9 protein-coding genes are annotated in these 15401 nt (G+C 38.2%); all 9 read left to right on the top strand.

Going from position 1 to position 15401, the window contains the following annotated elements; translation table 11 throughout:
* Window positions 1-5 precede the first annotated feature (5 nt).
* The 9 genes from ICI50_RS07325 to ICI50_RS07285 all read left to right on the top strand — a co-directional run bounded on the left by ICI50_RS07325 (window position 6) and on the right by ICI50_RS07285 (window position 15326).
* On the top strand, window positions 6-1151 hold the full coding sequence (locus tag ICI50_RS07325) for a glucose-1-phosphate adenylyltransferase (RefSeq protein WP_013854450.1): 1146 nt from the start codon (window positions 6-8) through the stop codon (window positions 1149-1151).
* Window positions 1141-2289 carry a glucose-1-phosphate adenylyltransferase subunit GlgD gene (gene glgD / locus ICI50_RS07320; protein ID WP_056941075.1) on the top strand — a complete coding sequence of 383 codons (1149 nt, stop codon included), beginning with the start codon at window positions 1141-1143 and terminating at the stop codon, window positions 2287-2289. The genes ICI50_RS07325 and glgD overlap by 11 nt, the downstream gene beginning before the upstream one ends.
* 3 nt (window positions 2290-2292) lie before the next feature.
* A complete protein-coding gene (glgA, locus tag ICI50_RS07315) occupies window positions 2293-3723 on the top strand; it encodes a glycogen synthase GlgA (protein WP_188891410.1) in 1431 nt (476 codons plus the stop codon).
* Window positions 3724-3733: 10 nt separating this feature from the next.
* Window positions 3734-6127: a glycogen/starch/alpha-glucan phosphorylase gene (locus tag ICI50_RS07310; protein WP_054640146.1), complete on the top strand. Its 2394-nt coding sequence runs from the start codon at window positions 3734-3736 to the stop codon at window positions 6125-6127.
* Complete coding sequence (locus ICI50_RS07305) at window positions 6127-7902, top strand: glycoside hydrolase family 13 protein (RefSeq protein WP_056941076.1); 1776 nt, start codon at window positions 6127-6129, stop codon at window positions 7900-7902. The genes ICI50_RS07310 and ICI50_RS07305 overlap by 1 nt, the downstream gene beginning before the upstream one ends.
* 107 nt (window positions 7903-8009) lie before the next feature.
* Window positions 8010-9734, top strand: a complete 1725-nt coding sequence (locus ICI50_RS07300; protein WP_013854445.1) for a phospho-sugar mutase — start codon at window positions 8010-8012, stop codon at window positions 9732-9734.
* Window positions 9735-9838: 104 nt separating this feature from the next.
* Complete coding sequence (gene uvrB, locus ICI50_RS07295) at window positions 9839-11887, top strand: excinuclease ABC subunit UvrB (RefSeq protein WP_013854444.1); 2049 nt, start codon at window positions 9839-9841, stop codon at window positions 11885-11887.
* Window positions 11877-14717: an excinuclease ABC subunit UvrA gene (gene uvrA, locus ICI50_RS07290; protein ID WP_056941077.1), complete on the top strand. Its 2841-nt coding sequence runs from the start codon at window positions 11877-11879 to the stop codon at window positions 14715-14717. Before uvrB ends, uvrA begins: the two co-directional genes overlap by 11 nt.
* 66 nt (window positions 14718-14783) lie before the next feature.
* On the top strand, window positions 14784-15326 hold the full coding sequence (locus tag ICI50_RS07285; RefSeq protein ID WP_013854443.1) for an HdeD family acid-resistance protein: 543 nt from the start codon (window positions 14784-14786) through the stop codon (window positions 15324-15326).
* Window positions 15327-15401 lie beyond the last annotated feature (75 nt).

Here is a 15401-nt window from a genome sequence, read left to right as displayed (position 1 = left end):
TAATTATGAAGAATAAAATGCTGGGAATGATTTTAGCTGGTGGGAAAGGAACCAGATTAGGCAAGTTAACACAGAATCAGGCTAAGCCTGCCGTTCCATTTGGTGGTCGTTATCGAATTATCGATTTTACGTTGAGTAATTGCGTAAATTCCGGTGTACATGATGTGGGTATTATTACGCAGTATCAACCTCTTACCTTGAACAATCACATTGGTAATGGTGCTAGCTGGGGATTAGATGGATTGAATTCTAGTGCTACAATTTTGCAGCCGTATACAGATAGTCGTGGCAGCAAATGGTTCCAAGGTACGGCTCATGCGATTTACCAAAACATTGATTTTATTGATCGTCAAGATCCAGAGTATTTATTAATCCTATCAGGTGATCATATCTACAAGATGGATTATGAATTAATGCTGGAAGATCACATTAAGAACAATGCTTCTTTAACTGTTGCGGTAATTGATGTGTCGATGAAGGAAGCTCATCGTTTCGGCATTATGAATACTGATGTAAGTGATCGAATTATAGAATTTTGTGAAAAACCAGAACATCCACAAAGCAATCATGCATCTATGGGGATTTATATCTTTAACTGGAAGAGATTGCGTGAAGTTTTAACTACCGCCTTTTCAACTAATGACGACATGATCGACTTTGGTAAGGATGTTATTCCATACTACTTAAAGAGTGATGAACGTGTTTTTGCTTATCCATTTTCGGGTTATTGGAAGGATGTTGGTACCATCGATTCATTATGGGCAGCCAACATGGAATTTTTGGATACTGATAATGCTTTGGATCTCTATGATCGTTCATGGAGAATTTATTCTAAAGACCCAATTGCACCACCTCAAGTAATTACTGACAATGCTGAGATTGATAATTCAATGGTAGTTGATGGCTGTTTCGTTGATGGGACTGTTAAGCACTCGATTTTGTCAACCAATGTTGACGTGAAGAAGGGTGCACAGATTATCGATTCCGTCATTATGCCTGGAGTTAAGATTGGTAAAAATGCGGTAATTAAGCATGCGATTATCGGTGAAAACGCCGAAATTGGTACTGGCGCAGTCGTTGAAGATGAAAAGGGTAAAATTGCTGTAGTTGGAAATTCAGAGAGAGTAGGGGTATTGCAAAATGAAGAATAATAAAATGAGTGCCATTTTCAGCAACCAACATGAATATAAGGAACTCAAGCCATTAACGGATGAGCGCTCGCTATCAACGTTAGCTTTTGCAGGTAAGTATCGATTAATGGACTTCCCATTGTCAAGCATCGTTAATGCCGGAATTAACAATGTTTATGCATTAATCAATCAAGAGAAGGTCAGATCATACTTTGACCATTTAGGTGGCGGTAAAGAATGGGGACTGGATACGATCGGCTCGTATCAATATATTGATTTTTACCAAAAAATAATTCAGCGGCAAGTTTCTGGTGAGCCATATTTTGCTGATATCATCGAATTTTTAAAAACGACAAGTTACCCTTATGCTGTCTTTATTGGCAATAAAATGGTTGGTAATTTTGATTTGCAATCAGTTTTGCATTATCACCAAGAAAATGGCAACAAGATTACTGGTGTCTTTAAAAAAGTAAAGCATGATAGCTTAGCCTTTGATGATCAAGTATTTGTGCTAGATAATAACAATAATATTTTGGCTAATCAGCAGATGATGGATACGCAAAAGCAATTTGAATATACTTTGAGCTTGAATATTTATATTGCAAACACCGACTGGATTTTAAAGCAGCTTGAGAAGGCTCAAATGAGCGATTCAACTGCAGATATTTCTAAACTTTTGGCAGCCCTAGCAGCTAAATATAGATCAACGGCTTATGAATATACAGGCTACCTAAGAAATATTCGTGATATTAAGAGTTACTTCGATGCCAATATGGATATGCTGGATCAAAAGCAATTTGCTTCTTTGCTTCAAGGCAATCAAAAGGTAATTACTCGAATTAGAAATGAAGTAGGAAATTATTATTCAGCCGGCTCAATCGTGAAGAATTCCATTTTTGGGACTGGCTGCCGGGTATTCGGTGAAGTGAAGCACAGTGTGATTTCACGACGCGTAGAAATTGATAAAAACAGTTGGGTTCTTAATTCGATTGTAATGTCGAGCGTTAATATCAAAAAGGGTGCTCATGTTGAGTATGCTATTTTGGATAAAGACGTTACAATTGAAGCAGGCGTTACAATTAAAGGAACTCTAGAAAAGCCAATTGTAATCAGAAAATATGATGATGTTAATGACGATTGGATTAGAAATAGAGGATAAATTTTGAGAATCTTATTTGCAGGTGCTGAATGTGCACCATTTGTCAAAACTGGTGGCTTGGGTGACGTATTAGGAGCATTACCTAATGAATTAGCTGAACGTGGCGATGATGTGGGCGTAGTTTTGCCGCTTTACCAAGATATTCCAGATAAATACCGTCAAAAGATGCAATACCAAGGAAACTTTATCGTACCAGTTGGCTGGCGTAATCAATATTGTGGTATTTTTACGTATAAGCATCACGGCGTAACATACTTCTTTATTGACAATGAGTATTACTTTAAGCGTCCAGGAATTTATGGTTATTACGATGATGGCGAGCGATTCGCTTATTTCCAGCAAGCAGTCATTATGATGATGGAGCGATTCAATTTTATTCCTAGTATTTTGCATTGTAATGATTATCACACAGCCTTCATTCCATTTTTGCTTCATGAAAAATGGGGCTTTGTCGATGCATATCGAGGTATTAAGACAGTTCTAACTATCCATAACCTAGAATTCCAAGGAAAATATAATGCCAAAACATTACCGGGTTTCTTCAATATGGGCTATGATTGGTTTGATAGCGGCATTGTTCGTCAAAGCGGTGATGTTAATTGGATGAAGACGGGTATTTTATACGCTGATCGAGTAACGACTGTTAGTCCATCGTATGCACGTGAGATTCAAACGCCTGAGTTTGGTCAAGGCTTAGATGGTATCTTGCGGATGTGCTCACACAAGGTTACTGGCATTTTGAACGGGATTGACTTCAAGCGTTATAATCCAGAAACTGATCCAGATATTAAAGCTGATTATAATGTGAGAAAATTGCGCAAGAAGGTGCAAAATAAGATCGCTTTACAAAAAGAACTAGGCTTAAAGCGGGCAGCTCATATTCCATTGATTGGGATGGTTACTAGATTAACAGCCCAAAAAGGTTGTCAATTATTGGTAGATGAGCTTGATAATATTTTGAAATTCAATGTACAAGTTGCAATTTTAGGTAATGGTGATTCATTCTATGAACATGCTTTAAGTGAAATCGCTAAACGTCATCCAGGCAAGATGAGTTTGACTTTAGCTTTTGATACTAAGCTTGCGCAAAGAATCTATGCTGGTGCAGACAGTTTCCTCATGCCTTCCGCATTTGAACCGTGTGGATTATCACAGCTAATTGCTTTGCATTATGGTACTTTACCAGTAGTCCACCAAATTGGTGGTTTGGCTGATACGGTTTGGGTATATGATAAGACCAAAAATGAAGGGACTGGTTTCGGCTTTAAAGAATTTAGCGGTTATCAAATGGTCCAAGCAATTAAGAACATGCTCGCTGCTTATGGTGAAAAGGATATTTGGTTTAAGATGCAACGGACGGCGATGAAGTCAGACTTTTCATGGCATAAATCCGCTAGTGATTACCAATGGATGTACGGAGAATTGGTAGATTAAGGAAGTATCTATGCAAATTACAAAAGAAGAATTTAAGAAAGAGTTAGAGCAAAAACTCGATAGTCAGTTTGCTGTTGATGTGGAACATGCTAGTTTAGGCGAACTATATAGTGCCTTAAGCAATGTTCTGCGTGATGGCTATGCACCAAATTGGCGTGAAACTAGAATTAAAGAAGCACATGAAGGCAAAAAACAGGTTTACTACTTCTCAATTGAGTTTTTACCAGGAACGCTCTTGCGAAGCAATCTTTTAAACTTAGGTTGGATGGATACTGTTAAATCAGCTCTTAAAGATTTAGGCTTGAATCTTGACGATATTGCCGCTAAGGAACCCGATATGGCTCTAGGTAATGGTGGCCTAGGACGCTTAGCAGCAGCCTTTATGGATTCTTTAGCTTCGACAGGTTATGTAGGCAACGGTAACGGTATTCATTACAAGTATGGCTTGTTTAAGCAAAAGTTTGTAAATGGTTATCAAGTAGAATTGCCTAATGATTGGTTGCAAAAGCATAATCATTGGGAAGTTATGCGAGACAACAAGTCTGTCTTAGTTCATTTTGGCGGACAAGTTAACTTAGTTCAAAAAGATAATTGGATGACTCCGGAATATAATGGTGGTTATTCGATTAAGGCGGTTCCATATGACATCCCTGTAGTGGGCTACCATACTGGAATAGTAAACACTATGCGTTTATGGGATGCTGAAATTCCAGAATCAGAAGAAATTAATTACCCTACTATTGATGATCGACGTAAAGTAGAGGATTTAACTTCGATTCTTTATCCAGATGACTCAAGTTATAGTGGTCGTTTATTACGTTTGAAGCAGGAATACTTCTTTGTTTCAGCTGGTTTGCAGAGCATTTTGCGTTACTACACTAAGGATCTTAAGCAAAATGATATGCATAATTTGCCTAAGTACGTTGCAGTTCATATTAATGATACTCATCCAGCTATGGCTGTAGCTGAGTTAATGCGGCTGTTAGTAGATGAGTACCACATTGATTGGGATGAAGCTTGGAAGATTACCGTACAGGTAATAAGTTATACCAACCATACGATTATGGCAGAGGCAATGGAAAAATGGGACATTAATATGATGACTCAATTATTGCCAAGAATTATGCAGATTATTACCGAAATCGATCGACGCTATGTCATTTCTTTGACTGGTAAGGTTGCAGAAAGCGTTATTAATGATACACGCATCGTTAATAACGGCAATGTGCAAATGGCCCACTTAGCAATTATTGGTTCTCACTCGGTTAATGGCGTTGCACCTTTGCATACTCACTTGCTTGAAACTGAAGTATTGAAAGAATTCTACGAACTTTATCCAGAACGCTTTAACAATAAGACTAATGGAATTACTTTGCGCAGATGGTTGCAGATTGCCAATCCAAAGTTGTCTAAATTGCTTGATCAAACTGTTGGGCGAGATTGGCGGACTGATTCCGCTAAGATGCTGCTTTTGCAAGATTCATACAAGAATGCTAAAGTTTTAAAGCAGATTAACGAAATTAAGTTAGAAAATAAAGAAAAATTAGCTAAATTTATTAAGAAGACAACGGGGATTACTGTAGATCCAACTGCTATCTTCGATGTACAAATCAAGCGACTTCATGCATACAAGCGGCAAACCTTGAAATTGTTGCACATTATTAAGCTTTACCATGACTTGAAGAACGGCATTGATCATCCTAAGAGAGTGGTTATCTTCGGTGCTAAGGCTGCTCCAAGCTATACTTATGCTAAAGATGTCATCAAAGTTATCAACGAAGTAGCTAATGTCATTAACAATGATGCAAGCATTCATGGCAAGTTGAAGGTTATTTTCCTTGAAAATTATGACGTTACTTTAGCCGAAAAGATCATTCCAGCGGCTGATATCAGTGAACAAATTTCTACTACTACGAAAGAAGCTAGTGGGACTAGTAACATGAAACTTATGGCTAACGGTGCATTGACTGTAGCGACAATGGATGGTGCTAATGTTGATATTGCTAAGGCAGTAGGACAAGATAATATCTTTATCTTTGGTTTGAATAAGGATCAAGTCTATGACTATTATAATAAGCATGATTATAAGCCAAGGGATATGTACAACTCTGATCAAGTCATGAAGGAAACTGTTGATGCTTTAATTGATGGTAGTTTTAGTAAGGCAGCTAATGAAGGCAGAGTTTTATATGATTCATTCTTACAAGAAAATGAAGAATTCTTGGTTTTAGCTGATTTTGAAAGCTACTTGCAAGCACAAAAGAAGATTGAAGAAAACTGGCATGATCAACGCAGCTGGGCTCAAAAGGCTTTGGTTAATATAGCTCATTCAGAAGAATTTAACGCAGATAATACTGTTGCCCGTTATGCTAAAGACATTTGGGGCTTGAAGAAGCTTAATTAATGAAGATTAAATATAACGCTTGGGATACAGAATATAAGAGTCCTTTTGGAGCGATTAAGGCTAGAACTACAGTGACTTGGAGAGTCAAAATTGATGAACCGGTTGATTATATTAATTTATGGCTCACTAAGGCTGAAGAAACACCTGTACCATATCCAATGAAAAAGACAGATGAGCAGACTTACCAAGTACAGGTAACGATTGGTACATCGGGTTTATATCATTATTATTTTGAAATAAAGCAAAGCAATCAAATATCTTATTATCAGGAAGCACTTGGTGGTGAAGGCGAGCTGGTTACTAGCAATCAGAATTTAGCGCAATATCAGTTAACTTGCTATGATGAAGAGGTTCCACAAGTAGATTGGTATCAAGATGGAATTGTTTATCAGATCTTTCCGGACCGTTTTAATAATGGTAATCCGCATGGCGAAATCCTGGGGAAAAAGAAAAATAGTTTTATCTATGCAACTGAAGAAGATACTCCTTTCTATGTCAAAGATGAAAAAGGTCATGTTGTGCGCTGGGATTTTTTTGGCGGTAATCTAAAAGGAATTGAGCAAAAAATTCCTTACTTAAAGAAATTAGGAGTTACCATTGTTTATTTAAATCCTATCTTTTGGGCAGAAAGCAGTCACCGTTATGATACTAATGATTTTATGAAAATTGATCCTATGCTGGGGACTGAAGTTGATTTCATTAGTTTAGTACATGCGTTGCATAAAAATGGCATGCACTTGATTTTAGATGGCGTCTTTAATCATGTTGGTGATCATAGTCACTATTTTCAAGAGGCAATTAAGAGTAAGGCTAGTCCGTATTATTCTTGGTTTCATTTCACGAATTACCCCACAGAATATGATTCATGGTGGGGAATCACTAATTTGCCTAAAGTAAATAAAGCAAATCCTGGTTATCAAAATCTGATTTATGGTGAAGATGGGGTATTAGTCAAATGGACTAGCCTAGGAGTCGACGGTTGGCGTCTAGATATAGCAGATGAACTGCCCATGGAATTTTTGCGACAGATTAGAAGACGATTAAGTGCATTGGATTGTCAGGTTCTAATTGGTGAAGTCTGGGAAGATGCCAGCCATAAGTATGTTAATAATGAACTGAGGACATATACAAGTGGCGACAATTTAACTGGTACGATGAATTATCCTGTTCGTAACTTTATTTTAGAAATCTTGCGTTCACAGGATCACGAAGAAGCAATGCGAATTATTGATCGATATTTACGTATTGTCGAAGACTATCCAGCAGCATTTTTGAAGAACTGTTTAAACAATATTGGTACCCATGATACTGCCCGCATTAAGAATGAATTGGGCGAAAACGAAGATCTGGTTGCTTTAGCATTGGCGATTATGATGATACTTCCGGGTGTGCCGTGCATCTATTATGGGGATGAAGCTGGTTTAAGCGGAGGTAAAGATCCACAGAATCGAGCATATTTTCCTTGGAATAGAGAAAGTGCAAAATTGGAGCAAATTACGCAGCTATGGTGTCGAAGAAGACGAAAAAATCGACTTTTAGTTGATGGTAGAATTGGCATAATCAGTACCACCCAGAATTTAACAGCAATAGTTCGTTACGATACTAAAGAGGTTAATTTGTTTTGGTTTAATAAAACAGAAAGCGAACATCAGTTGAATTTCGGTCAGGCCATCTTTTATGCCGTACCAGATCAAGTGCGTCAGATTATTGTTAAAAATGATTTAGGCAAGAAGCTAGCTGCAAGACAAGGACTTTTTGAAAAATTTAATCTGTAATTGAGTTAAATTAATTAAGCATAAGTCTTATAATGATTATTAGATAATAGAAATAGAATAAAAAGACAGCTATAAAAATCCATATTATTGAATGAATAGAGGATAAAATGAACGCTAAGGAAATTTATGAACAATGGCAACAAGCCACTAATTTACCAGATTATTTAAAGGATCAATTGGATACTTTAGGTAAAGATGAAAAATGGATTGATGATGCCTTTGGTCAAGACATCAACTTTGGTACGGCTGGTATGAGAGGGCGTCTTGAACCTGGTACTAACCGAATCAACTTATTTACCGTTGGTCGTGTAACTGAAGGTCTTGCTCGTTTGATTTATGAAAATGGTGCAGAAGCTAAAAAGCGTGGCGTTGCCATTTCATTTGATTCAAGATATCATTCAAGAGAATTTGCTGAACATGCAGCTCGTGTACTTGGTGCACATGGCATTCACGTTTATTTGTTTGATGACTTGAGACCAACTCCAGAGTTATCTTATGCCGTTCGTCATTTGCATACTTTTGCGGGAATCAATATTACCGCTTCTCATAATGCTAAGCAATATAATGGCTATAAGGTATATGGCGAAGATGGTGCGCAAATGGCTCCTGAACCAGCTGATCGTTTGTTTAGCTACGCTCAAAAGGTAACTGATATTTTTGACGTTAAGGCTACGCCAGTTAAGGAATTGCGTGCAAACGGCACATTGCAATTAATTGGTGAAGATGTTGATGAAGATTACTTAAATGAATTGAAGGAAGTTACCGTTGACCCAGAGATGGTCAAAGCTAATGCCGACAAGCTGAAGATCATTTATACCCCACTTCATGGTACAGGCAAGATGCTTTATGATCGTGCCTTTAGACAAGGTGGCTTTGACAATGTAATTCCTGTTCCAAGTCAATCAATTATTGACCCAGAATTTCCAACTACGATTAAGCCAAATCCTGAATACCGTGATGTGTTTAAGCCCGGCTTTAAGCTAGCTGATAAGGTTAATGCTAATGTGATCATTGCTACTGACCCTGATGCCGACAGAATGGGTGCTGCTGTTCGTAAGAGCGACGGCGACTTCCAAGTTTTAACTGGTAACCAAATTGCTACTTTAATGGCATACTACTTGTTGGCTCATATGAAGGAAAATGGTCAATTAACCCCTGATTACGAAATTGTCACTTCCGTTGTTTCAAGTGCTTTGCCATTTAAGATTGCTAAAGACTTTGGCATTAAGACTAAGCACGTTTTGACTGGGTTCAAGTACATTGGTGAAGAAGTTGATCGCATGAAGAAGGCTGGGGATGCTAAGTTCCTAATGGGCTTTGAAGAAAGCTATGGTTATTTGTTTAAACCATTTGCCCGTGATAAAGATGCTATGCAAGGGGCTTTGATGTTTGCGGAAGTCGCTAGCTACTATGCTTCTAAGGGCATGACCGTCTTTGATGGCTTACAAGAGATCTGGAAGAAATACGGTGTTGCTTATGAAATCACTAAGGCAATTGAGATGCCTGGTATTGGTGGTCAAAAGAAGATGGCCGCTCTAATGAGCAAGCTTCGCAATGAACACTTGACTGAAATTGGTGGCAGCAAGGTACTTAAAATTCAAGACTTCTTGAAGAAAGAAACGATTGAAAATGGCAAGGCAACTCCACTTGAAGGCTTCCCAGAATCAAACGTTTTGAAGTATTTATTAGATGATGAAACTTGGGTTGCTCTTCGTCCATCAGGTACTGAACCTGTAATTAAGGCCTATGTTGGGGTTAACAAGAAGGATATTGCAACTGCAGAAAAGGCTGCTAAGGATTATCAAGCTGTATTAGCTGAATTACTTAAATAAATGAGCATATTCCGTGCGAAAGCACGTTCGCGGTAGTAAAATATAAATACTAATTAAAAAGTTGGACAATCAGGTCCAACTTTTTTCATGAGGAGTTTTTTACCATGATTAAACGACAAAAAGATCGCAAATTCGAATTAGTATCTAAGTTTAAACCTGCTGGTGATCAGCAGCAGGCGATTGATAAATTAACGGCCGGTTTTAAAAAGGGTTATAAAGAACAAATCTTGGAAGGTGCTACGGGTACAGGTAAGACCTTTACTATGGCCAATATTATCGCCAACTTAAATAAACCAACTTTAGTGATTACTCATAATAAAACTTTGGTGGGACAGTTGTACGGGGAGTTTAAGAGTTTCTTTCCACATAACGCAGTAGAATATTTTGTCTCTTATTATGATTACTATCAGCCAGAAGCATATGTACCACAATCTGATACTTATATTGAAAAAGATTCAGCCATTAATGATGAAATTGATCAATTGCGACATGCGACTACTTCCGCATTAATGGAACGTAATGATGTCGTGGTCGTTGCATCTGTTTCTTGCATTTATGGTTTGGGTGATCCAAAGGAATATGCTAGAAGCGTATTGATGATTCATGAAGGGCAAGAATATGAACGTAATACTCTATTGCGCGATTTAGTGAACTTGCAGTATGACCGTAACGATATTGATTTTCAGCGTGGTCGTTTCCGTGTTCGTGGCGATGTTGTCGAAATTTTCCCAGCTGGCAATTCTGATCATGCTTATCGGATTGAATTCTTTGGTGATGAAATTGATCGGATAGTAGAAGTTGACTCTTTAACTGGTGAAGTGATCGGAGAAAGAGAAAGTATTTCGCTGTTCCCAGCTACGCACTTTATGACTAACGATGAACAAATGCGTCGCGCTTTAAAGGCGATTTCTAAAGAAATGAAGCTGCAGGTTAAGAAATTTGAAGGTGAAGGCAAACTGCTGGAAGCTGAACGAATCAAGCAGCGGACCACCTATGATATGGAAATGATGGGCGAAGTTGGCTATACCAACGGGATCGAAAATTATTCTCGTCATATGGAAGGCAGAAAAGCAGGCGAGCCACCTTATACCTTGCTAGATTTCTTCCCGGATGATTTTTTGATTTTAATTGATGAGTCTCATGCTACCATGCCTGAAATTCGGGCCATGTACAATGGAGACTGCAACCGTAAAAAGACCTTGATTGATTATGGTTTTCGTTTGCCATCGGCTTTAGATAACCGACCATTGAAGCTATCCGAATTTGAAAAACATGTAAATCAGATTTTATATGTATCGGCTACGCCTGGTGATTATGAATTGGAGCGTACGGATCATAAGGTTGAACAGATTATTCGGCCGACTGGGCTGCTTGATCCGAAGATTGAAGTAAGGCCGATTGAAGGGCAGATTGATGATTTAGTTGGTGAAATTAATAAACGAATCGATCGCAATGAGCGTGTCTTTGTAACTACTTTGACTAAAAAAATGGCGGAAGACTTAACCGATTATCTAAAAGATTTAGGTATTAAGGTCCGCTATTTGCACTCAGATATTAAGACGCTAGAAAGAATGCAGATTTTACGTGATTTGCGTTTAGGCAGGTTTGATGTGTTGATTGGAATTAACTTGTTGCGTGAAGGAATTGATGTCCCAGAAGTTTCCTTAGTTGCCATTCTGGATGCTGATAAAGAAGGATTCCTGCGTGCGTACCGGCCGCTTGTTCAGACGATGGGACGAGCTGCTCGTAACGCCAATGGTGAAGTAATCATGTATGCTGATACGATTACGGATTCCATGAAGGCCGCTATTAAGGCAACTAAGCGTAGACGTAAAATTCAGGAAGAGTTTAATAAAGAGCATGGTATTACACCGAAGACGATTATTAAACCAGTGCAAGATATCATTTCAATTACTAAGCCAGATAGTAAAGCTAAGGATGAAAAATCAGATAGTTTTGCTGATTTAAACTTTGATGAGTTGATGGCTAAACAAAAGAAGACAATGATTAAGAATCTGACGGAGCAAATGAAGGAAGCTGCTAAGAAGTTAGACTTTGAAGAGGCCGCCAATTTGCGGGACGCTATTATGGATTTGCAGCAATCGTCAAGAAAACCTAAGACTAGAAAGGGAAAGACTTTTAATGGCAAATGATAAAATTGTTATTCGCGGTGCTCGTGAACATAATTTAAAAGATATTAATTTAACGATCCCTAAAGATAAGCTTGTCGTAATTACTGGTTTGTCAGGATCTGGCAAAAGCTCACTGGCATTTGATACTTTATATGCTGAAGGACGTCGCCGTTATGTGCAATCTCTTTCTAGCTATGCTAGACAGTTTTTGGGTCAAATGGATAAACCCGACGTTGATTCTATTGATGGTCTAAATCCCGCGATTTCTATTGATCAAAAGACAACATCTCATAATCCGCGTTCTACTGTGGGTACGGTTACTGAAATTAATGATTATTTGCGTCTTCTTTGGGCTAGAGTAGGGCATCCAGTTTGTCCTAATGATGGCACTTTGATTGAGCGTCAATCCGTTGATCAAATGGTTGATCGAATTATGGCTTTGCCTGAAAGAAGCAAAATTCAATTATTGGCACCGGTAGTTAGAGCTAAACGTGGTGAACATAAAGAAGTCTTTAAGCGAGTTCAACGTGCTGGTTATGTTCGGGTAATTGTTGATGGCGAGATGCATGAGATTGGCGAAGAATTTGCTTTGGAAAAGAATAAGCGTCATTCAATTGATATCGTAGTTGATCGTTTAATTGTTAAGCCAAGCATTAAGTCTAGATTATTTGATTCCGTTGAAGCAGCATTGCGCTTATCAGATGGCTATATGAATGTTGATGTCATTAGCGGCAAGATGCTCAATTTCTCAGAATATTATGCCTGCCCAAAGTGCGGCTTCACTGTCGGCGAAATGGAACCAAGACTATTTTCATTCAATGCTCCATTTGGTGCTTGTCCCGATTGTGACGGTTTAGGGATGAAATTAGCGGTTGATGAAGATTTAGTTGTACCCGACAAAAGCAAAACCTTAGCTGAAGGGGCACTTGCACCATGGAAAAATTCCAATTATTATACTGAAATGCTGGAGCAAGCTTGTGCTGCATTAAAGATTCCAATGGATAAACCCTTTAGCAAGCTTACTAAAAGACAAAAAGACATAATTTTGCATGGTTCAACTAAAAAAGTTAAATTTCATGTGACAGGAGATTTTGGCGTTAATGATACTACGCAGCCATTTGAAGGCGTAATGGATAATGTTGAAAGACGCTACAGACGACCAATGTCCAAATTTATGCGTGATGTAATGGGTAAATATATGACAGAACTAACCTGTTCAACTTGTCATGGCAAACGTCTTAATGAAAAAGCTTTAGCAGTTAAGGTAATGGGCAAGGGCATTGCAGAAGCTTCAGATTTATCAATTAACAAGGCCTTGAATTTCTTTAAGGGTGTTAAGTTAAGCGAACAAGAGACAATGATTGCAAAACCAATTTTAAAAGAAGTGCGGGATCGTTTGTCATTCTTAGATAGCGTAGGTCTTGATTACTTAACATTGTCTCGTTCAGCTAATACTTTATCTGGTGGGGAGGCCCAACGTATTCGTTTAGCTACGCAAATTGGTTCCAATTTGTCTGGCGTTATGTATGTATTAGATGAACCTTCAATTGGTTTGCACCAGCGAGATAATGATCGTTTGATCGCATCGCTTAAGAGAATGCGTGATTTAGGCAATTCTTTAATTGTGGTGGAACATGATGATGAAACAATGCGCCAAGCTGATTATTTGGTTGATATGGGCCCAGGTGCCGGTGTTTACGGTGGTAAAGTGATGGCACAAGGAACGCCAAAAGAGATTGAAGAAAATCCTAAGTCTTTAACTGGACAGTATCTTTCTGGCAAAAAGTTTGTCCCAGTTCCTTTAACTAGACGCAAGGGCAATGGTAAAAAGATTACAATTACCGGTGCACAAGAAAACAATTTAAAGAATATCGACGTTGATTTTCCATTAGGGAAATTCATTGTGGTGAGTGGTGTTTCTGGCTCTGGTAAATCCACTTTAGTGAATATGATTTTGAAGCGTGCTTTAGCACAAAAATTAAATAATAATTCTACTAAACCTGGTAAATACAAGTCGATTCGTGGCTACAAGAATATTGAAAAAATAATTGATATTGACCAAAGTCCGATTGGACGAACTCCTCGGAGCAACCCTGCAACTTATACCAGTGTATTTGATGATATTAGAACCTTGTTCGCCCAAACCAATGAAGCTAAAATGCGAGGCTATACCAAGGCCCGCTTTTCATTTAACGTTAAGGGCGGACGCTGTGAAGCTTGTCACGGTGACGGAATTATTAAAATTGAAATGAACTTCTTGCCGGATGTCTATGTACCTTGTGAAGTTTGTCATGGGACGCGCTATAACTCAGAAACGCTGGAAGTGACTTATCGAGAAAAGAATATTGCTCAAGTTCTGGATATGACCATCAATGAAGCATGCAAATTCTTTGAAAATATTCCGAAGATTGAACGTAAATTGCAGACTATTGTGGATGTTGGTTTAGGCTATGTAAAGCTGGGTCAGTCCGCGACAACTTTATCCGGTGGTGAAGCTCAGAGAATGAAGCTAGCTGCAGAATTGCAAAAATTATCAACTGGTAAAAACTTTTATATTTTAGATGAGCCGACTACTGGCCTTCATACGGATGATATTAAGCGTTTGTTGGAAGTGTTGCAGCGGTTAGTAGATGAAGGAAATACGGTTTTAATTATCGAACATAATTTAGATGTAATTAAAAATGCCGACTGGCTAATTGACCTTGGACCCGAAGGCGGTGAAGGCGGCGGCAATATTGTAGCAACCGGTACGCCAGAAGAAGTAGCTCAGGTTAAAGAAAGCTATACTGGCCAATACTTAAAGCCCGTTTTAGAACGCGATACAAAATTAACTAAGGAAGCCAAAGATTAGACCTAGAGTCAAGTATTTTTATTATTCTTGAATAAGAGTAAAATAGGCAACAAGGAGGAATAGTAAATGGATATGTTTTCTAGTTCAAGAGACAATCGCGGCTTTGACTGGGGTGCCTTTATTGCAGGAATCTTGATGGTAGTTGTAGCATTCTTGCTTCTTAGACATCCAGCCAAGGGGTTGCATGCTTTTGTATTAATTTTTGGGATTGTATCAATTGTACAAGGATTAGTTTGGCTAGCAGGATACTCTCGTTTTCGTGCATTCTTTTCACGTAGCTGGGTGGCACTTATCTCAGGCATTTTAGATATTATTATTGGTATCTTATTCTTATGTTCATATGATATTGGTGGCTTGACCATCGCTTATTTGTTTGCAATTTGGTTCTTTGTTGATTCAGTTGTTGGGATTGCTTTTTCATGGCATTTACGTGATTTTTCAACGGGTTACTTTATTTTTAATTTAATCTTGAATATCATTAGTTTAGTTATTGCTGTTTGTTTAATCTTTAATCCAGTCTTAGCTGCATTGAGTCTGGTCTGGTTAGTAGCATTTTGGCTATTGGTATTTGGAATCAATCAAATTGTAGTATCATTTATGCATCGTTAATTAATCATAAAAATTGAAGCCATAAGGCTTCTTTTTTTGCACTCTAGTGAAACACCCGGTATGATATAATTTAAC

The sequence above is a fragment of the Lactobacillus kefiranofaciens genome, from assembly GCF_014656585.1.
Lineage (GTDB): Bacteria > Bacillota > Bacilli > Lactobacillales > Lactobacillaceae > Lactobacillus > Lactobacillus kefiranofaciens.
The sequence above is the reverse complement of the archived record's forward strand: the minus strand, read 5'-3'. Positions and strand labels throughout refer to the sequence as shown.